The organism is Brevundimonas sp. (assembly GCF_036963785.1).
Lineage (GTDB): Bacteria > Pseudomonadota > Alphaproteobacteria > Caulobacterales > Caulobacteraceae > Brevundimonas.
This window is the reverse complement of sequence record NZ_JBALUS010000001.1, coordinates 242,096-259,931: the sequence shown is the minus strand read 5'-3', so window position 1 is coordinate 259,931 and position 17,836 is coordinate 242,096. Positions and strand designations below refer to the sequence as shown.

Sequence of the window (17,836 nt, the reverse complement as noted above, 5' to 3'; positions counted from 1 at the left end):
CACGTCGAATGCCCGTCAGCCCCGCGCTGGATATTGCCAAGCCTGTGAAGTCGACCTCCGAAAAGGGTGCCGCCCGCGCCGTGACAGAGCGCGTCCACGAACCTGTGTTCTCCCAGCCGCTGGTGCCGATCCTGACGGCCGTCGGCGTCGCGTTGCTCATCGTTCTCGCGGTCACATTTGCACGGACGGCGGGCCTGATCGCCGCGTTGTGGGGGGCAGGGGGGCTGGCCACGGTCGTCTGGCTGAGAACCTCGCGCGGGCCCATCTATGACCTGGCCTATGGGGGGCTGATCGCCCTCGGCATTCTTGTCGGGCAGTTTCTGGTCGGCAATCCGCCCTTGCTGTCGGTCATGTTCACCGTCGCCAATATGGTCGAGATCGTTCTGGCGGTGACGCTGGCGCGGCGGTTCGCGCCGGGGCTGAACCTGAGCACGGTCGAAGGCTGCGCCCGCTTCCTGCTGAGTGCAGCGGTCGTGGCGCCGATCCCGGCGGCCCTGTTCGCCTCCCTGTGTCTCTACGCGATGAGCGGCGCGGACATTGCCGCGTCGTTCCAGACCTGGTGGTTTGGCCATGCCCTGGGGCTGGCTGTCATCGGCGCCTTTGGCCTGGCCCTGACCCGGGAACATCTGAGTGTGCTGCGCCGGCCCTGGAAGATGGCCGAGACGATCGTGCTGCTGGGCCTTCTGGCAGGCACGTCATGGCTGGTCTTCTGGTTCGCCACAGTGCCCATGAGCTTTGTCGTTATCCCGCTGCTCATCCTCATTGCCGTCCGGCTGAGAATACTTGGAATCTCGTCTGCCCTCCTGATCGTGACCCTGTCCTCTGTGGGCGGGGCCATGTTGGGGTTCGGCGCCTATGGGCAAACCCTGTCCGATATTGCTGACAGGGCGATGCTCGCGCAGGTCATGGTGCTGCTGGGCTGTATGCCCATCCTGCTGGTTGCCGCCCTGCTGGAAGAGCGGGACCTGCTGGCAGACCGTGCCAAAGCCGGTCAGGTGCGGGCCGAGCGCGCCTCGGCGGCCAAGTCGCGCCTGCTGGCCAATGTGGCCCATGAGATCAAGAGCCCGGTGGGCGGCGTGATCGGCATCGGCGAACTGTGGAAATCGGGCCAGATCGGCGCTGTGACCGAAACCCAGCGGGAAATGGCCGACATGCTGGTCAAGACGGCGCGCCAGGTCGAGGCCCTGGCCCACGACCTTCTGGATGTGGCGCGCGCCGAGTCCGGGGCGGTCAAGGTCGACCTGCGTCCGACCGATGTGCACGGCGTGCTCGACGATGTGGCCCGCGTGACCGCGCTGCGGCCCGAGGCCGCCGGTGTGCGGATCGAGCTGGAATGTGCCGTGGACGGCATGGTGGTGCTGGCCGACTCGCAGCGTCTGGCCCAGGTGATCGGTAATCTGGCCAGCAATGCCGTGAAATACGGCGCCGAAGGGGGCGTCGTCATCCTGAAGGCCGTGCGCGTGACCGGCGGCGTGCGCATCGAGGTCATCGATCGCGGTCCGGGACTGTCGGCCGAGAAGCAGACGCAGCTGTTCGAGCCGTTCAACCGTCTGGGTCTTGAGCGGTCGGCCATCGAGGGCCATGGCATCGGCCTGGCCCTCGCCAAGCGGCTGGTGGAGCTGCAGCGCGGCGATATCGGCGTGGTGTCCGAGCCGGGCCAGGGTGCGACCTTCTGGGTGGAACTCCAGGCCGCCTGATCCCGGGGGATGTGCGGACTTGCGCCCGGCGTGCCGTCGAGAGATGGTCGGGGCATGAAAGCGCTCCTACTCCTCCCCCGTCCTTGGGCCCTCGTCGGGCTTGTGCTTGCGGCGGGTCTGGTGTTCGCCCCCGGTGTGGTTCTGGCCCAGGACCGGGACATCACCCGCGACCTCAACAGCGGCCCGCCGCTCGCCATCCCCACGCCACCGGCACCGGAGCCTGAGCCCGAGCCTGAGCCTGAGCCCGAGGCCGAGGTGGAGACGGCACCGGCTGTGGAGCCCGAGGCGGAATCCGCCGTGGACCCCGCCGAGGCTGCCGAGCCGGCGGCCCCGCCTGCCCCGGAGCCCGCGCCCCTGACCCTGGCCGAGCGCCGGGCGCTGCCTTTCCGCGTCGATCTGCCTGAAGGCGCAGGCCTCTATCCCGGCCGGTCCGGCCCGGACTTCGATATCTTCTCGGTGCGGCTGGAGGGACGCGGTCTGGTGATGATCTATACCGGTCCGCAGTCGCAGTTTCCGATCTACAGTGGTGAACAGCGCGAACGGGCCGGGCGGCGCTCCATCATTGTCACCGAGGGCAGCCGGACGCTGGCGCTGGAGCACCTGTACCGGCTGCGCGACGGCGTCGAGTTGCACGTCTGGGTGTCGGCGGTCAGCGACGAGGACCGCGCCCTCGCCGATGCGATCGGCCAGACGGTTGAACCGCGCTAACCCGCACGCCGCAGAGGTCGCGTCTGGCCGTCGGGCAGCAATCTGAGGCCGGTACGCCCCGTCATGATGAGCACCTCCTGTCCCCGGGCGGCCCAGTCGGTCAGGGCGGCCTGATACGGCGCGCGCCGCCAGTCGTGGGGCCGCGAGGCGTCGCACTCGACGATCAACCGGGCCCCGTCGGCTTCGCTGTGCAGGACGAAGCCGCAGACGGACGGCTTCCAGCTGGCGTCCAGCGCCTCGGTCAGTAGCCACAGGCAGTTGAAAATCCGGCAGTCCGTGGGCCGATCGTCATAGATGCGGCACCCCTTGGCCTTCTTGAAATGGGTGCACCAGCGGCCTGCGGGTTTGTCGAGCGCGGTCACGCCCATCAGCTTGCAGCACAAGCCGCAGTCGTCGCAGGAACGGGCAAGGGGGTCGGGCAGGACGTGACCTTCAGAGCAGAAATCGCATCAGGGATTGCCATGAGGGGGGCGAATCCGCAAACATGAGAATGAGTATCAATTACGACTCAGGAGGCGACCATGATCCTGATGATGGCACCGGCGGGCGGGCTGGCACGGTTGCTGGACTTCGACCTACAGCACCTCGCGCCGCGACAGGTGCCACAGCATCAGGACCAGCAGGACCAGCCCTCCGCCAAGGCCCAGCCCAAGGGCGGTCTGCATGCGCCAGCCCTCGGTCGCCAGCATATTGACCGGCATCTGCCAGGGCAGGAAGACGCCGACCCTGGCCGAGGTGGCGACCACGGCAAAGAAGGTCCCGCCGATGCCGACCACCAGCCCGGGCACAAAGCTGGACCAGCGGAGCGAGATCCACAGCTGGATCACCACGACCAGGGTGGCGGCCAGATACATGCGGCCGAGGGTCGTCAGATAGGTTGAGGCGTCGAACACACCCGTGGGGGCCAGTTCGGGCTTGAGGACGACGGCCAGCTTCACGGCGGCCCAGGAGAGGACGAAGACGCCGACGCTCATCAGGGCCAGGACCAGAAACACGCTGAGGGCCTTGGCGGCATAGAGCGTCCAGCGCGGCAGGGGCAGGGCGCGCAGATGGTCCCAGGTGCGGGGCCCATGTTCCATATGGGCGACGAGCGCGGTCAGGGCGGTGACGCTCATGGGCAGCATGAAGAAGGCCCAGATACCGGTGGCCCCGACCATCCAGATGTCCCAGGGCTGGGGGGCCTTTCCCCGCAGCATGTTGAAGAAGGTGAAGACGGCGATCAGACCCGGCGCGGCGATGGCGAGGGCTGCCGCCAGCGAGCGGTTGAGCTTGCGCAGTTCGACGATGAGCACACGGTGCATCAGGCAGCATCCTGTTGGGCGAGCGGGGAAAGGGTGGTGATGTCGCGGTAGATGGCCTCGAGCGATCGCGCCTCGGGGGTCAGTTCGTGGACGCCGATGCCGGCCTCGACCAGAGCCCGGTTGAGCGCAAGAGCGGTTCCGCGGACATCGGCACCGGGGGCGAGGGTGATCCGCTCGCTGTCCGACCCGGGCGTCAGGCCAAGGCCGACGATCACGGTCCTGGCCCGGTCGGGGTCATCGCAACCCAGGCGCAGCCGGGGGGCCTGTCCGGCACGCACGGTGGCCAGATCGTCCTGCAGAACCAGCCGGCCCTGATGGAGGATGCCGACGCGGTCTGCGACTTGTTCGACCTCGCCCAGCAGGTGGCTGGACAGCAGTACGGTGGCATTGGCGCGGGCGGGCAGTGTGCGCAGAAAGTCGCGCATGTCGGCGATGCCGTCGGGATCCAGACCATTGGTCGGCTCGTCGAGGATCAGAACCTCGGGGCTGCCCAGCAGGGCGCGGGCGATCCCCAGTCGCTGGCGCATGCCCAGCGAATAGCCGCCGACCCGCCGACCGGCGTCGGGGGTCAGGCCGACAATCTCGAGCACCCGGTCCAGTTCGGTCCGCCTGAGCCCCAGCAGGGACCGCGTCAGGTCCAGATTTTCGCGGCCGGACAGGTGGGCATAAAAGCCGTGGGCCTCCAGCAAAGCCCCCATGCAGCGGGCGGCGCCCAGCCGGTCGGCCAAGGCGTCCCGGCCGGCGATGCGGATCGTGCCCGAGTCGGGTCGGACCAGCCCCAGCAGCATCTTGAGGGTGGTGGTCTTGCCCGCCCCGTTCCGCCCCATGAAGCCATAGACACAGCCCCGGGGCACCGACAGGGATACGCCGTCTACCGCCACGGTCGGGCCGAAACGGCGGCGGAGGTCGCGGGTTTCAATGGCCAGCATAAGATGTCTCGTGATTTAACTCTTATATAAAGTTGCCGACAGCAGAAATTTAAGTCAAGATTAAAGTTCAGACAGGGAGAGCCCGATGAGTCATGACGATCTGGCCCGGTTCCGGGCGCGCTGCCGCCAGTTCCAGCTGCTGGCCCGGTTCATGGTGATCAGCGTCGGCACCCTGCTGGCGCTGATGCATCTGATCCTGCCGCTCTGGCTCAGGATCCGGGGCGACTCGGTCCCCTACACCTGGGATATCGCCAGCTCGGTGGTCTGGGTGATGCCGGCCGTCTGCTATCTGGCGGCGGTGTGGATGATCGGCCGGGCCATGGGGCAGTTGTCAAAGGGACGGCTGATCCAGCCGACGCTGGTGCTGGCGCTGCGCAATGTCGGGCTCGCCCTTGGTGTGGGCGGGGTTTTGAGCGTGTTTGTGGTGACCAATCTGACGCGGATCCTTCAGGGTGGTCAGGGCGGCTGGTTCCATTTCGACGTCAGCGGGATGACGCTGGGCATGATCGGCGGGGCGCTGTTCCTGCTGGGTCGGGTGCTGGATCAGGCGGCCGATGTGCAGGCCGAGCTGGACGAGATGATCTGAATGCCCGTCCGCGTGACCCTTGATGCTGTGCTGGCCAAACAAGGCCGAACTGCCCGCGATCTGGCCGCCGAAGTGGGGCTGAGCGAGACGCAGATGTCGCTGTTCCGCTCGGGCAAGGTCAAGGGCATCCGCTTTTCCACCCTGGCGCGGCTGTGCGCGGCGCTGGGGTGCCGGCCCGCTGACCTGCTGGACTATGAGCCCGACCCCGCTGACCTGAACGGCCTGGACGAAAACGACTGAGGGCGCGTCCCTTGCGGAACGCGCCCCCGGCCTTGATCGTCAATGCTGACTAGCGACGCGGGAAGTAGTTGTTCTCGCGGTCGGCGTCGGCGGTTTCCCAGTCGGGATCGACCTCGGTCTGCACCAGGGTCTTGTCGGTCACATACTGCCAGCTGACTTCCTGGCTGTTGTAGCGCCAGATCTCGGCCGGGATGCGCACCATTTCGCTGGTGCCGTCGTCGAAGGTCAGCTTCAGGATGATGGGCATCACCACGCCGCCGACGTTCTTGAAGCTGAAGCGATAGACATTGGAGTCGAACGCCTGGGCTTCCTGGATCAGGGGCATGATCATCTGGCGACCGCCCCGGCCGATGGCCCGGCGCTGCTCGTCGGTCAGCGGGTAGGCGCCGTCAGCACTGTCATCATAGGCGTCGATCGACGGGTTGCGCTCGATGACCGTCTGCATGCCGGCATTGTTGGCAATGGTCAGCGGCACGGGCGGCTCGACGACTTCGGCTTCGGGCTCACCGGGAGGCGGCGGGCCTTCAGACTCTTCTTCGTCCTCATCGGTGGCCAGACGGGCCTGGACCACGTTCTCGAGCGAGATGTCCACATGGTCGGTCGAATAGAACCAGCCGCGCCAGAACCAGTCGAGGTCCATACCCGAGCTTTCTTCCATGGTGCGGAAGAAGTCGTAGGGGGTGGCGCGCTTGAACTTCCAGCGCTCGGCATATTCGCGGAAGGCGCGGTCAAACAGCTCGCGGCCCATGACGGTTTCGCGCAACACGACCAGGGCGGTGCCGGGCTTGAGATAGCCGACATAGCCGGCGTTCAGGGCCGTGTCGTAACGGGTCATCAACGGGACCTGATTGTCCGAGGTCATGAAGCCGACGATGTCGCGCGGCTCGCCCCGCGACGGGAAGTCGGGATCCCAGAGCTTGGTCGCCTGATATTCGAGGAAGGTGTTGATGCCCTCGTCCATCCAGGTCCACTGGCGCTCGTCGCTGTTGATGATCATCGGGAACCAGATGTGGCCGATCTCGTGGATGATCACATCGACCAGGGCGTATTTGGTCTCGTCGCCGTTGATGATGTTGCCGTTCTCATCACGCGTCGGCCGGGCCCCGTTGAAGGTGATCATCGGGTATTCCATCCCGCCCACCGGTCCGTTGACGGACTGGGCCGTCGGGTAGGGGTAGGGGAAGGTGAAGGAGCCATAGACGTCGATGGCGTGGGCCACGGCGCGGGTGGAATAGGTATCCCACATGGGCCGCGCCTCCTTGGTGTAGAACGACATGGCCATGACGGTCGGATATTCGGCACCCGGCTCGTCCTGACGGACCGCCATGGCATCCCAGACAAAGCCGCGTGAGGCAGCCCAGGCGAAATCGCGGACGTTTTCAGCCTCGAAGCGCCAGGTGCGGGTGTCGGTCGAGCGGCCCTGTTCGCGGGCTGCGGCCTCATCCGGAGTGACCACATAGACGGGCGCGTCGGTGGCCGACCGGGCCTGCTCCATGCGGGCCTGCTGCTCACGGGTCAGCACGTCGCGGCTGTTCTGGAGCTCGCCCGAGGCGGCGACCACGTGGTCGGCGGGGACGGTGATCGACACCTCGTAGTTGCCGAACTCCAGCGGGAACTCGCCCGAGCCGAGGAAGGGCAGGGTGTGCCAGCCTTCATAGTCGGAATAGGCGGCCAGACGCGGGAACCACTGGGCGGCCTGGAAGATGCAGTTGCCGGCCGGGGTCGATCCAGGGAAACACTCGTAGCCACTGCGGGCGCCGGTCACCATGGTCTGGGCAAACGGCATGGCATAGGTCATGTCGAAGCTGATCCGCTCGCCGGGTGCCAGCGGGCGGGGCAGGTCGACGCGCAGCAGGGCATCGACCTGGGTGATGTTCAGCGGGCGCCCGTCGGTGCCCTTGACGACGATGTTCTGGAAGCCGCCGGCCCAGGTCTGACCGCGCTCAAAGCCGAGGGCCTCGAAGAACTGATAGGTCTCAGAGCTTGAGCTGGGGGAGGCCACGCTGGCCATCGACCCTTCGGCCATGTCCTGCTGGTCCAGCAGGATCCAGAGGTAGGTCAGGGTGTCGGGCGAGTTGTTGTGATAGGTGATCCGCTGGCTGGCGGTCAGGGCCTTGGCATCCTCGTCGAGGCGCACGTCGATGACGTAGTCGACCTGCTGCTGCCAGTAGCGGTGGCCGGGCGCGCCCGAGGCCGTGCGGTAATCATTGGGGCTGGGCCAGCTCTCGCCTTCGAACTGGCGGAACTTGTCCTCATAGGTGCCGCGGCTCTGATCGACCGCGCCGACGCTGACCTGGGCGACTGCTGCCCCTGCCGTAAGGGTGGACACGGCCAAGGCCGCGACCAGAACTCGGATGCGCATGAACAACCCCACAAAATTTACCGGCCCAAGGAAGGCGCGACCTTAGCGGGCGGAGAGGGGGGTGCAAGCTGCGGAATATTACAGACTGTTCACAGTCCGCGCCGCGCCAGCCAGCCCTGCACCAGATCGGGCCAGACGGCGGCGGGTCGGCCCTCGATCAGGCGGATGCCAAACCCGTGGCCGCCTTCCTCGAACAGATGGACCTCGACCGGAACCCGGGCCTGACGAAGGGTTGCGGACAGCATCAGGGAATTCTCGACCGGCACGGCCGTGTCGTCCATGGCGTGCAGCAGGAAGGTCGGGGCGGCACCCGCCCAGTCCATCTGCTCCAGGCTGTAGGCGGCAATCCGGTCGGGCGCGGGGCTTTCGCCGAGCAGCTCGCGGCGCGATCCGGCGTGGGCATGGGGGTCGGTCAGGGTGGCGACCGGATAAAGCAGGATCAGGGCGTCGGGGCGGTGGGTATGGGCGTCGGCTGCATCGACCGGGGCATAGGTATCGTCCGGCCGGGCGCCCAGCAGTCCCGCCAGATGGCCCCCGGCGGATGCGCCGAGGACGACCGAGCGGTCCGGTTCACGGCCTTCCGAGGCGGCGTGCGCCCGGACGAGCCGCAGGGCACGCTGGGCATCCTGCAAGGGCGCATCCGGCCCCGCCGCCCAGCCGTCCGCCGGCAGGCGGTAGCGCAGGACGTAACAGGTGTAGCCCATGCCGGCGAAGACATGAGCGCAGTCCATGCCTTCCTTGTCGACGACCGCCCAGCGGTAGCCCCCGCCGGGGATCAGCAGCATGGACACGCCGTTTGACCGGGCCGGCCGCACCACGGTCAGCAGGGGGTCGCGGGTGTGTTTCGCAATCCGGTCGTGAAAGGCCGGATCGGTCGAGCGCTCGACCACCTCAGGGGTGACGGTCACGGCCTCGCCGCCCGGCGCCGCGTCGGGCCAAAGGCGCAGTGTTTCGACCGGCGCATCGTCGGCGGCCAGCGTCAGACCGGGCGACATCAGCCCCAGAGCGGTGAGACCCAGAGCCTGCCGCCGGTCCAGCATGGGGTCGGTCAGACCCGCTCGACGGCCATGGCCACGGCTTCGCCGCCACCGATGCAGAGCGAAGCCACGCCCTTCGTCTTGCCGTGGGCTTCCAGCGCGCCCAGCAGGGTCGCCAGGATGCGCGCGCCCGAGGCACCGATGGGGTGGCCGAGGGCGCAGGCGCCGCCGTTGACGTTCACCTTGTCGCGGCTCATGCCCATTTCCTTCATGGCGATCATCGGCACAACGGCAAAGGCTTCGTTGATCTCCCACAGATCAACGTCGTCGACCGTCCAGCCGGCCTTCTTCAGGGCCTTCTGCATGGCGGGCACGGGGGCGGTGGTGAACAGGCCCGGCTCATGCGCATGGGCGGCATGGGCGACGACGCGGGCCACGATCGGCAGGTTCATGGCCTTGGCCACGCTCTCGCGGGTCATGACCAGGGCGGCGGCTCCGTCCGAGATCGAGCTGGCATTGGCGGCGGTGATGGTGCCGTCCTTGGCGAAGGCCGGGCGCAGGGTCGGAATCTTTTCCGGGCGGGCCTTGCCCGGCTGTTCGTCCGTCGAGACCGTCTCCGTGCCCTTGCGGCTGGTCACCTCGACGGGGGTGATTTCGGCGTCAAAGGCGCCGCTTTCGATGGCGGCATTGGCCCGGCGCAGGGACTCGATGGCGTAGTCGTCCTGCTGTTCGCGGGTGAACTGGTACTGGCCAGCGGTGTCCTCGGCAAAGGCGCCCATCAGTTTGCCGGGCGTATAGGCGTCTTCCAGGCCGTCCATATACATGGTGTCGACGATCACATCGTGGCCGATGCGGGCGCCGCCGCGGTGCTTGTTCATGACGTAGGGGGCGCCGGTCATCGACTCCATGCCGCCCGCGACGATGATGTCGGCCGTGCCAGCCATCAGCGCGTCATGGGCCATCATGGCGGCCTGCATGCCCGAGCCGCACATCTTGTTGACCGTGGTCGCTTCGACGTGCTTGCCGAGGCCCGCGCCGATGGCGGCCTGACGGGCCGGGGCCTGGCCCAGGCCGGCGGGCAGGACGCAGCCCATGAAGATCTGCTCGACCTTGTCGGCGGCAACACCCGCGCGCTCGACCGCGGCCTTGACGGCGGTGGCGCCCAGATCGGTCGCCTTGACGCCGCTCAGCGCGCCCTGGAAGCCGCCCATCGGCGTACGGGCAAAGGCGACGATGACGACGGGGTCAGTGGATTGGGTCATGGAAAACAGTCCCTCGGATACGGATAAGGTGAAGGCTAGATCGGCTTTTGTGCGCTGCAACGCAAGTCTGTTCGCACCTGCGCTCAGGTGGCGGGTGCACGCCGCGGCCCGAAAAGTTTGCGCCTCTGCCGGGCGAGCGCCAGCGGCCGGCCGTCCGGCGCAAAGGCCACGCCGTCATCCAACGCCCAGCCGCCGGAAACGTCCCGCGTGCGGAACTGGAAAATGGCCCAACCCTCGGGCGAGATGTCGGGCGTGACCGGTTCGATCAGGTCATAGCGGAGGTCGACACTGGCGGAGGGCACCGGCGGCGCGGGCAGCACGGTCATGTAGGACGGGAAGATGCCGTCCAGCAGGAAGCACAGGGTCAGCTCGTCGAGCGGCCGGCCGTCGCGCGTGCGCATCCAGAGCCGCAGCGTGGGATCGCCCAGGGGCGAACCGCCGCCCAGCTTGGGGCCTCCGTCGAACCGGTGCTCGATATAGCGCGTGAACCAGGGGGCGAGGCGCGGATCGACCGGCGTGGGATCGAGGGCATCGAACGGGGTGGGAGAGGGCGAAAGGGGCCGCACCTCCGGCCCGTGGCCGAGCGTGCCGAACGTCCCCATGGCGGTCAGTGCCGCGCGGCCGGGCTGTCCGGCTCTGACCGAGGCATAGGCCACGGAACGACCGCCCCGGTCGAGGCTGGGCGTGAAGGTGATGGCCTCGAAGCGGGCGGCGGCCAGATACTGCACCGTCAAGGTCATCAGCGGGGGCTGGATCTGCAGGCCCTCACGCATGGCCCGCACGGCCAGCGCCGCCATCAGGCCCCCGAAAGGGGCCCCCTTCACCGGGTCGGTGGCAAGGGGCGCGTTGGAGAAGTCCGCAGTCAGGGTCGCGATCCGCGCGACATCCTCGCCGGGGCTCAGGGCAAGGGCGTCATCAAGGGTCTGGACAGGCTCGGGAAGGGTCATCGGAACAGGAGGGAATGGGGTGCATTTCGAAAAAGGACGGACTTCGGAGCATATGAGGCAGGGTTCAGAATAACAACCCACTTGCAATCAGCCTGCCGTGACGTCACTTTTCGCATATGGGACGCACCGCAGACTATTCCCGACAGAGCTGTTCGATCGCCGCCACCCTCGAGGTGATCGGCGATCCATGGACTCTGCTGGTCATTCGTGACGCCTTTCAGGGCGTGAGCCGCTTCGAGCAATGGCAGGACCGGCTTGGCGTGGCGCGCAATGTGTTGGCGGCGCGGCTGAAGACCCTGGTGGCGCACGGCGTGCTGGAGGTCCGGCCTTATTCCGAACGCCCGCCGCGCAACGAGTATGTGCTGACGGCCAAGGGCAAGGACCTGTCGGACGTGCTGCTGACCCTGCACGGCTGGGGGTCCAAGCATCTGTACGGCGAGGCGGACTCGGGCGTCACCTTCACCCACAAGACCTGTGGCTCGGAGTTGTCGCCGCGGCTGGCCTGTTCCTGCTGCGGCGAGATCGTGAAGCGGAGCGATATTGCCGTCGACTTCCAGGCCGACCGGCCCACGGTGGCTGATGTGATGCCCAAGGACGAAGCGGCCTAGACGGAAGCCGTCAGCGGATCGCATCCCCCTTCAGGGCGATCAGGGGGATGACGATGTCTTCCTCGTCATCCAGATGGCGCGTCAGCGAGGGCAGGGCCGCGTCGAGGACATCGGCCAGCCGATGGGCCGATGACGCCGCATCCGGCGCATGGCCCGCCACCGCCATGTGAAATCCCCGCCCGGCCTCGAACAGGGCCTCCAGATGGGCGTGCACCGCATCGTGATCCCGGTCGAGCAGGTCGATCCCGGCCGCGATGTCGGGCTCCATCCGGCGGAAGGTCGGGAAATAGTGCTCGGTCTCGATGCGGTGGTGACCGTCCAGATGCTGCAGGAAGGCCTGCAACGCCGGGATCAGCTGCGCATGCAGCCGACGGGGATCGGCAGGGTCCGCTCGAAAGGCCGAGGTGAGCCCGGTCATGTGCGCGCCGTGGTGCCGGAAGCCGGCATGCATCTGCAGCCAGTGCGCCGCGACGGGGTTCAGCCCGGCCTCGCCCCATCGGCTGCGCGGAAAGCGGTCGCGAAGGGCCAGCCACTCGCCCGGCAGCCCCTGCCGGTGGACCAGGTCGAGGGGATCAGACAACCGCAGTCGTGCTCGCGATGAAGCCACCGCCCAGGAGGCGATCGGGATCGGCCGGATCATAGAGGGCGCAGGCCTGACCGGGGGACACGCCTTCCTCGCCTTCCTCGAAGGCCACGCCGACCGCATCCCCGTCGCGGAACAGCCGGGCCGGCAGGGGCGGGCGGGTCGAGCGCACGCGGGCCAGCACCGGGCGACCGGCGGCCGCGGCCGTTGCGAAGTCGGCCTCGTCACCCAGCCAGTTGGTTTCCTCGAGCGTCAGCGAGCCGGTCAGCAGGGCTTCCCGCGGGCCGACGATGACGCGGCGGCTCTCGGGCTCCAGCCGGACGACAAACAGGGGATCGCCTACGGCAACGTTCAAACCGCGCCGCTGGCCGATGGTGTAGTCGGTGATGCCTGCGTGGGTGCCCAGCACCCGGCCGTCCATATGCACGATCTCGCCGGCTTCACGCCCCTGCGGGCGCAGCTTGTCGATCAGGGTCCGGTAATCGCCGGAGGGGACGAAGCAGATGTCCTGGCTGTCCGGCTTGGCGGCGATCCGGAGTCCGAGTTCGGCGGCAACGCCCCGCACCTGCGGCTTTTCCAGATCGGCCAGCGGAAAGCGCAGATAGTCCAGCTGGTCGCGCGTGGTGGCGAACAGGAAGTAGGACTGGTCGCGCGAAGGGTCGATGGCCTTGCGCATCTGGCTGCGGCCGTCGGGGCCGACGGCGCGGCGCACATAGTGGCCGGTGGCCATGGCCTCGGCGCCCAGGTCACGCGCGACATCCAGCAGGTCCCGGAACTTGACCGTCTGGTTGCAACGGATGCAGGGCACCGGGGTGCGCCCTTCCAGATAGCTGTCGGCGAACTGATCGATCACCGCCTCACGGAAGCGGCTTTCATAGTCCAGCACATAGTGGGGGATGCCGAGGGTGTCGGCGGCCAGGCGGGCATCGTGGATGTCCTGACCGGCGCAGCACGCACCCTTCTTCTTGAGGGCGGCGCCGTGATCGTAGAGCTGAAGGGTGACGCCGACGACGTCATAGCCCGCCTTGTGCAGCAGGGCCGCGACCACAGTGGAGTCCACTCCGCCCGACATGGCCGCCACCACGCGCGATCCGACCGGCAGGCCAACCGCCGCGCGCGCGGACGCAATCGCCGCATCCAGATCGGCGGGCGCCATGGCGGGGATGGGGCAGGTGGACTCCTGCGAACGGGGGATCACCGTGGTCATGCGCGCCATATAGAGGGCCCGGCCGACTTTTTCGAGGCTCGCGAATGCAGATGGCCGCCCCTGCGGTCACAGGGGCGGCCATCGGGAGGCGTCGGGGGAGGGAAGATCTAGTTGCGGTAGTGCTGAATCCGCGTGGTGCGCAGACCCTGCATACCCCATTTGTCGATGGCCTTTTGCCAGGCCAGGAATTCCTCGGCGGTCAGACGATAGCGCGTAAGGGCGTCATCGAGGCTGAGAAGTCCGCCGCGCACGGCAGCGACGACTTCGGCCTTGCGGCGGATCACCCAGCGGTCCGTGTTGACCGGCGGCAGATCGCGCAGGGTCAGCGGCGTGCCCGTGGGACCAACCACATAGGCCTCGCCGTCCTTGTTCATTCGTCGCTCTTGCAACATGGGCTTATGCCTCTTTCACCACCATCACTGACCCTGACCATAAGCAACTGGCGCTAAAGGCCGTTTAAGCGTCGTGGTGAAGGAACGGCTAACGCGCCGCCGCTGAAGCGGCGCGTTCCGGGTGCCTGAGCGGGCTGCTTCGCGCATCATTCCTGACCTCCGCCGGGCGCCCGATCAGCGCTTGATGCTGATCAGTTCGGCCAGCATTTCGTCGGCCGTGGTGATGATCTTGGACGACGCGGAATAGGCCCGCTGGGTGGTGATCAGTCCGGTGAACTCGGCTGACAGATCGACGGTGGAGGCCTCCAGCTGCGAGGCGCCGATGAAGCCCGCCCCCCCGGACCCGGCGGCCTTGAGGTTGTAGGTGCCCGAGCCCTGGCTGACCCGGAAGGCATTGCCGCCTGCCTCGCTCAGGCTGTCGGCGCTGGGGAAGGTGGCCAGGGCGACCTGGGCGATCTGTCGGGTTACCCCGTTGTCGAAGATGGCCGTGACAAAGCCCCGCTCGTCGATCTTGACCTCGCTGAGGTTACCGAAGGCCGTGCCGTTGGTGATGGTCGCCTGCACGACCGAGGCGCTGTCGTACTGCGTCAGGCCACCGGCGGCGGCCGTCAGGTCGAAGGCCAGGGACTGGTCGTCGATCCCGAGATCTGCAGCCCAGTTGAACTCACCCGCGGCCGGGGCAGCGGAGCTGGACGAGCCGAAGTTCAGATTGGCATTGGCCGGATCGTCAAACAGGGCAGCGGCACCCAGGGCCTCCATGGCGGCGACATCGAGGCGTCCGTCCTGGGTGAAGGCGACCAGACCGGTCTTGAGCTGACCATTGGCCAGACCGGCACCCGAGACGATGTCAGAGGCGGGGATGGCGCGGATTTCGGCGTACCACTGGTTCGGCACGGTGCTCTTCAGGAAGGACAGGGCGATGGTGCGCTGACCGCCCTTGGAGTCTGAGACCGGGATCGTGACCTCGAAGTCCGGCTTGACGCCTGCGCCGGTCTCCGGATCCCACAGGGCCATGGAGTTGGTCAGCGGATCATAGGCCGTCGGTCCGGGCGGAACCGCCGCGGCATCGGTGGCCTCGGTCGAGATGGCCTGGCTGGACTTGAGGTTGGCGTTCAGCTGCACCCGGGTGGTCGCCTCTGCCGTGCCGCCGACCGAGCCGACGTTGATGGTCCGCAGCCGCGACAGGTCCGACGGATCGGTGGCGATGTCGCCATTGGCGTCGACCGGCCAGCCCTGCAGATAGAGGCCCGAGGTGTTCTTGAGATAGCCCAGGTTATCGACGCGGAAGGCACCGGCCCGGGTGAACAGCCGCGCGTCGGTGACCTCGAGGTTCTCGGGCTTTTCCGTGACGACGAAGAAGCCCTGACCGGCAATGCCCAGATCGGTAGCCGAGGTGGTGCGCTGCAGCTGACCATTCTGGCTGGTGAAGTGGCGGGCGGCCCCCTGGACGCCGCCTGCGGAATAGCCGCTGCCCTGGCTCTGGCTGTTGACGACGGTGGAGAACTCGCTGGTCGTCCGCTTGTAGCCGACCGTGTTCACATTGGCGATGTTCTGGGAGATGGCGGCCATGGCGGCGGAGTTGGCCGTCAGGCCCGACACGCCAGCCAGCAAGGCACTGTTGATGCTCATGGGATACTCTCCTTAGGACAGGTATTTCAAGGGGTTGAGCGCCGAAGCGACCGAGGCCAGCAGGCTCTCGTCATCGGCAGGATCGGAGGGTGTGGTCGCGGCTTCGTTGGCCTGCTGCAGGGCGATCACGCTGCTGAGCGGCAGGATCGAGGTGCCGACCGTGAGGTAGGGCTGGCCGTCATAGAGTTCGACGCCCGAGATACGACCGCGGATCAGCACCTGGTTGTCGACGGCCTCGCCGGCGCCATCCTTGGCGATGACCTTCAGCGTATAGACACCGCCGTCAGCGACCTGGCCTCCGCCGGTGGTCTGGCCATTCCAGACGAAGTCGTGAACGCCGTCGGTCTTTCCGGGGCCTTCGCCGGACCAGACGACATTGCCGCTGCCGTCCAGCACCTGGAGGGTGACCTCGGAGGCCTCGCCGGCCAGTTCATAGCTCCAGGAGGCCGTGCCGTCCTCGATCCGCGTGGCCGACCAGACTGCAGTCGCGTCCTTGCCGATGTAGGTGGCGGCGGTCGTCAGGCCGGTGCCCTGCTGGGCCGAGAGCAGGCTGGTCAGCAGGTCATTGGTCAGCAGCTGCTGCTCCACTCCGGCCATCTGGGTCAGTTGGCCGGTGAACTCGTTGGAATCCACCGGAGACAGCGGGTCCTGGTTCCTCAGCTGCGCCGTCAGCAGGCTGAGGAAGGTCTCGAAATTGCTGAACAGGCTGGTGGTGCCGGCACCGATCCGGCCTGCGGCGTCATTGGTGGAGATGGCATCGACCATGGGGTCAGACCTTCAGATCGACGCGGTCGCGCGTCAGGGAAAGAGATTGCCAGGTGGCGGGTTCGGGTGCGGCCTGATCGGCCCGGTCATTCAGGTCGGACGCCCGGGCAAAGGCACGCCGGTCAAAGCCCGAGAAGCCGCGATCCGCCGATGAGGGATCGCGCTCGGTGAACTGCAGGGCGTCGCCATCGAGGTGCAGGCCCGCCTGTTCCAGCTGGCGGCGCAGTTCATCGGCCCGGCCACGCAGCTCGGTCGCCGCCGCCGGATTGTCGAAGGCCAGACGCGCGGCCATGCGGCCGTCGGAGTCGATCTCGATGCTGACGTCCACACGGCCGAGACCTTCGGGTGTCAGGGCCATTTCGAACCGGGTTGAGCGCCCGCTCAGCCGGTTCTGGATCTGGGCCGCGATCAGGGCCGTGGTCTCAACCGTCGCGCGGGACAGGGTCGACAGACCAAGGCCGCGATCCACGGAGGCCAGCGCGGCCTTGAAGGGATCGGCTGTGCTTGCCTCGCCGGTGGCCGGGGCAGGTGTTTCGCCGCCGGCCGGTGGGACGGGTGCGGCTGCGGGATCATCTGCAGCCTGACCGGTCTGGCCCGCGGCAGCGATGCTCAGGGCCTGCAGCGACGACTGGATCGCCGACGGAGCCGGGGTGCCGGTCGCCTGAAAAGCGGACGGAGCGGCGTCGCCGGTCAGACGGGCCTTGAGGCGTGATCCCAGGTCATTCGTACTGCCGGACCCGCGCGCGGCGGCGTTGTCCCGGGCCTCATGGGTGGCCAGCAGACGGCGCACGAGGGCCGGGGCCAGGGGGGCTGCAGCCTGACCCTCTGTCAGGACCTCGCTGGCACCCTGAGGCGTGGCGTTGACGGGAACCGGTGAGGCCTTTGCCTCGTCGTCCCTGGCCGCAGCGGGCGTCTCCGACGACGGGCCGGGGTTGATCTGGGGCAGGTGTGAACCCTTGCCCTTGCCGAGGGGGGGCTGTTCGCCGGGCAGGACCTCGGGACCTGTACCCTCTTTACCGGTGGTCGGCGGAATGTGAGGCAGGACGGGCGGCCGCTCGTCGGAGGGAAGCTTGCCGTCTTCGCCGGGCAGGACCTGCGGACCTGCGCCTTCCTTGCCTGAGGTGCCGACGACGGGCGGGTTGTGCGGCAGGACAGGGGGGCGCTCATCAGGAACCTTGCCGTCCTCGCCCGGCAGGATCTGCGGACCCGCGCCCTCCTTGCCGGTGGTCGGGGGACTGTGCGGCAGGATTTGGGGTCCGGTATCGTCCTTGACCCCGGTCGCCTTTGCCGAGGCGCTGTCGCCGGCTGCGGGCTCGCCCTCGGGCACGCCCGGAGTGTCGGATTGAGCGCTCGCGTCGGGACGGGCGGGGCGGGCAACGGTGGCGGGCCTTGTCTCGGCGATCTGCGCCTGGCTGACCAGTCCGGCAAAGGCTTCCATGCCGTCTGCGGTGGCGCCTGCACGCCCGGTCGAACGGGTGCCGGCCTCACTGGCCGACCCGCCCTGCAGGGGTGTGAACAAGCTATCCGCGCGCATCGGGCCGAGCCCCTCCGTCAAGAAAGTCGAACCCGGACACACCGGGGTCGTCAGACGGGTCGCAAGGGTCGGGCCAGTTGGTAGCGCGCGTAAAAAACTAAATATAATA

18 protein-coding genes are annotated in these 17,836 nt (G+C 67.6%); 5 read left to right on the top strand and 13 right to left on the bottom strand.

Going from position 1 to position 17,836, the window contains the following annotated elements:
• The first annotated feature begins 8 nt into the window (after positions 1-8).
• Together V7672_RS01320 and V7672_RS01315 are read left to right on the top strand one after the other, a co-directional pair.
• Positions 9-1,697: a sensor histidine kinase gene (locus tag V7672_RS01320; protein WP_335622875.1), complete on the top strand. Its 1,689-nt coding sequence runs from the start codon at positions 9-11 to the stop codon at positions 1,695-1,697.
• 54 nt (positions 1,698-1,751) lie between these two features.
• Complete coding sequence (locus tag V7672_RS01315; RefSeq protein WP_335622874.1) at positions 1,752-2,405, top strand: hypothetical protein; 654 nt, start codon at positions 1,752-1,754, stop codon at positions 2,403-2,405.
• Here the strand turns inward: V7672_RS01315 and V7672_RS01310 are convergent.
• From V7672_RS01310 to V7672_RS01300, 3 genes are all read right to left on the bottom strand, one after another.
• A complete protein-coding gene (locus V7672_RS01310) occupies positions 2,402-2,773 on the bottom strand; it encodes a YkgJ family cysteine cluster protein (protein WP_335623264.1) in 372 nt (123 codons plus the stop codon). The genes V7672_RS01315 and V7672_RS01310 overlap by 4 nt on opposite strands.
• A 207-nt stretch (positions 2,774-2,980) precedes the next feature.
• Positions 2,981-3,706 carry an ABC transporter permease gene (locus V7672_RS01305; protein WP_335622873.1) on the bottom strand — a complete coding sequence of 242 codons (726 nt, stop codon included), beginning with the start codon at positions 3,704-3,706 and terminating at the stop codon, positions 2,981-2,983.
• Complete coding sequence (locus V7672_RS01300) at positions 3,706-4,635, bottom strand: ABC transporter ATP-binding protein (RefSeq protein ID WP_335622872.1); 930 nt, start codon at positions 4,633-4,635, stop codon at positions 3,706-3,708. Before V7672_RS01300 ends, V7672_RS01305 begins: the two co-directional genes overlap by 1 nt.
• Before the next feature lie 85 nt (positions 4,636-4,720).
• On the opposite strand from V7672_RS01300, the gene V7672_RS01295 reads away from it, so the two are divergent.
• Both V7672_RS01295 and V7672_RS01290 read left to right on the top strand, forming a co-directional pair.
• Positions 4,721-5,221 carry a DUF2975 domain-containing protein gene (locus V7672_RS01295; RefSeq protein WP_335622871.1) on the top strand — a complete coding sequence of 167 codons (501 nt, stop codon included), beginning with the start codon at positions 4,721-4,723 and terminating at the stop codon, positions 5,219-5,221.
• The gene (locus V7672_RS01290) at positions 5,222-5,461 is read left to right on the top strand and encodes a helix-turn-helix domain-containing protein (protein ID WP_335622870.1); all 240 of its coding nucleotides are present in this window, start codon (positions 5,222-5,224) and stop codon (positions 5,459-5,461) included.
• Positions 5,462-5,510: 49 nt separating this feature from the next.
• Here the strand turns inward: V7672_RS01290 and V7672_RS01285 are convergent, their stop codons facing one another.
• The 4 genes from V7672_RS01285 to V7672_RS01270 all read right to left on the bottom strand — a co-directional run bounded on the left by V7672_RS01285 (position 5,511) and on the right by V7672_RS01270 (position 11,009).
• Positions 5,511-7,823, bottom strand: coding sequence for a M1 family metallopeptidase (locus V7672_RS01285; RefSeq protein ID WP_335622869.1), 2,313 nt, complete (start codon positions 7,821-7,823; stop codon positions 5,511-5,513).
• An 89-nt stretch (positions 7,824-7,912) separates the two neighbouring features.
• Entirely contained in the window at positions 7,913-8,863 is a 951-nt protein-coding gene (locus V7672_RS01280; protein WP_335622868.1) for an alpha/beta hydrolase, read from the bottom strand.
• Positions 8,864-8,871: 8 nt separating this feature from the next.
• Complete coding sequence (locus tag V7672_RS01275) at positions 8,872-10,062, bottom strand: thiolase family protein (protein WP_335622867.1); 1,191 nt, start codon at positions 10,060-10,062, stop codon at positions 8,872-8,874.
• Between the two features lie 83 nt (positions 10,063-10,145).
• Positions 10,146-11,009, bottom strand: a complete 864-nt coding sequence (locus V7672_RS01270) for an acyl-CoA thioesterase (RefSeq protein ID WP_335622866.1) — start codon at positions 11,007-11,009, stop codon at positions 10,146-10,148.
• A 116-nt stretch (positions 11,010-11,125) separates the two neighbouring features.
• Here V7672_RS01270 and V7672_RS01265 point away from each other — a divergent pair, with 116 nt between their 5' ends.
• Positions 11,126-11,617 carry a winged helix-turn-helix transcriptional regulator gene (locus V7672_RS01265; RefSeq protein WP_335622865.1) on the top strand — a complete coding sequence of 164 codons (492 nt, stop codon included), beginning with the start codon at positions 11,126-11,128 and terminating at the stop codon, positions 11,615-11,617.
• Between the two features lie 10 nt (positions 11,618-11,627).
• Here the strand turns inward: V7672_RS01265 and V7672_RS01260 are convergent, their stop codons facing one another.
• The 6 genes from V7672_RS01260 to V7672_RS01235 all read right to left on the bottom strand — a co-directional run bounded on the left by V7672_RS01260 (position 11,628) and on the right by V7672_RS01235 (position 17,712).
• Positions 11,628-12,197, bottom strand: coding sequence for a hemerythrin domain-containing protein (locus V7672_RS01260; protein ID WP_335622864.1), 570 nt, complete (start codon positions 12,195-12,197; stop codon positions 11,628-11,630).
• Positions 12,190-13,407, bottom strand: a complete 1,218-nt coding sequence (gene mnmA / locus V7672_RS01255; RefSeq protein WP_442888628.1) for a tRNA 2-thiouridine(34) synthase MnmA — start codon at positions 13,405-13,407, stop codon at positions 12,190-12,192. The genes V7672_RS01260 and mnmA overlap by 8 nt, the downstream gene beginning before the upstream one ends.
• Positions 13,408-13,514: 107 nt before the next feature.
• Positions 13,515-13,799: a CtrA inhibitor SciP gene (gene sciP / locus V7672_RS01250; RefSeq protein ID WP_335622862.1), complete on the bottom strand. Its 285-nt coding sequence runs from the start codon at positions 13,797-13,799 to the stop codon at positions 13,515-13,517.
• Positions 13,800-13,973: 174 nt separating this feature from the next.
• Positions 13,974-15,428, bottom strand: coding sequence for a flagellar hook protein FlgE (gene flgE / locus V7672_RS01245; protein WP_335622861.1), 1,455 nt, complete (start codon positions 15,426-15,428; stop codon positions 13,974-13,976).
• Positions 15,429-15,440: 12 nt separating this feature from the next.
• The gene (locus V7672_RS01240; protein ID WP_335622860.1) at positions 15,441-16,193 is read right to left on the bottom strand and encodes a flagellar hook assembly protein FlgD; all 753 of its coding nucleotides are present in this window, start codon (positions 16,191-16,193) and stop codon (positions 15,441-15,443) included.
• Between the two features lie 4 nt (positions 16,194-16,197).
• The gene (locus V7672_RS01235; protein ID WP_335622859.1) at positions 16,198-17,712 is read right to left on the bottom strand and encodes a flagellar hook-length control protein FliK; all 1,515 of its coding nucleotides are present in this window, start codon (positions 17,710-17,712) and stop codon (positions 16,198-16,200) included.
• Positions 17,713-17,836: the final 124 nt, after the last annotated feature.

What these genes read in the sequence shown, in the direction of transcription:
- V7672_RS01320 (WP_335622875.1), top strand. Translation starts at nt 9, where the DNA reads ATGCCCGTCAGCCCCGCGCTGGATATTGCCAAGCCTGTGAAGTCGACC.
- V7672_RS01315 (WP_335622874.1), top strand. Translation starts at nt 1,752, where the DNA reads ATGAAAGCGCTCCTACTCCTCCCCCGTCCTTGGGCCCTCGTCGGGCTT.
- V7672_RS01310 (WP_335623264.1), bottom strand. Translation starts at nt 2,773, where the DNA reads ATGGGCGTGACCGCGCTCGACAAACCCGCAGGCCGCTGGTGCACCCAT.
- V7672_RS01305 (WP_335622873.1), bottom strand. Translation starts at nt 3,706, where the DNA reads ATGCACCGTGTGCTCATCGTCGAACTGCGCAAGCTCAACCGCTCGCTG.
- V7672_RS01300 (WP_335622872.1), bottom strand. Translation starts at nt 4,635, where the DNA reads ATGCTGGCCATTGAAACCCGCGACCTCCGCCGCCGTTTCGGCCCGACC.
- V7672_RS01295 (WP_335622871.1), top strand. Translation starts at nt 4,721, where the DNA reads ATGAGTCATGACGATCTGGCCCGGTTCCGGGCGCGCTGCCGCCAGTTC.
- V7672_RS01290 (WP_335622870.1), top strand. Translation starts at nt 5,222, where the DNA reads ATGCCCGTCCGCGTGACCCTTGATGCTGTGCTGGCCAAACAAGGCCGA.
- V7672_RS01285 (WP_335622869.1), bottom strand. Translation starts at nt 7,823, where the DNA reads ATGCGCATCCGAGTTCTGGTCGCGGCCTTGGCCGTGTCCACCCTTACG.
- V7672_RS01280 (WP_335622868.1), bottom strand. Translation starts at nt 8,863, where the DNA reads ATGCTGGACCGGCGGCAGGCTCTGGGTCTCACCGCTCTGGGGCTGATG.
- V7672_RS01275 (WP_335622867.1), bottom strand. Translation starts at nt 10,062, where the DNA reads ATGACCCAATCCACTGACCCCGTCGTCATCGTCGCCTTTGCCCGTACG.
- V7672_RS01270 (WP_335622866.1), bottom strand. Translation starts at nt 11,009, where the DNA reads ATGACCCTTCCCGAGCCTGTCCAGACCCTTGATGACGCCCTTGCCCTG.
- V7672_RS01265 (WP_335622865.1), top strand. Translation starts at nt 11,126, where the DNA reads ATGGGACGCACCGCAGACTATTCCCGACAGAGCTGTTCGATCGCCGCC.
- mnmA (WP_442888628.1), bottom strand. Translation starts at nt 13,407, where the DNA reads ATGACCACGGTGATCCCCCGTTCGCAGGAGTCCACCTGCCCCATCCCC.
- sciP (WP_335622862.1), bottom strand. Translation starts at nt 13,799, where the DNA reads ATGTTGCAAGAGCGACGAATGAACAAGGACGGCGAGGCCTATGTGGTT.
- flgE (WP_335622861.1), bottom strand. Translation starts at nt 15,428, where the DNA reads ATGAGCATCAACAGTGCCTTGCTGGCTGGCGTGTCGGGCCTGACGGCC.
- V7672_RS01240 (WP_335622860.1), bottom strand. Translation starts at nt 16,193, where the DNA reads ATGGTCGATGCCATCTCCACCAATGACGCCGCAGGCCGGATCGGTGCC.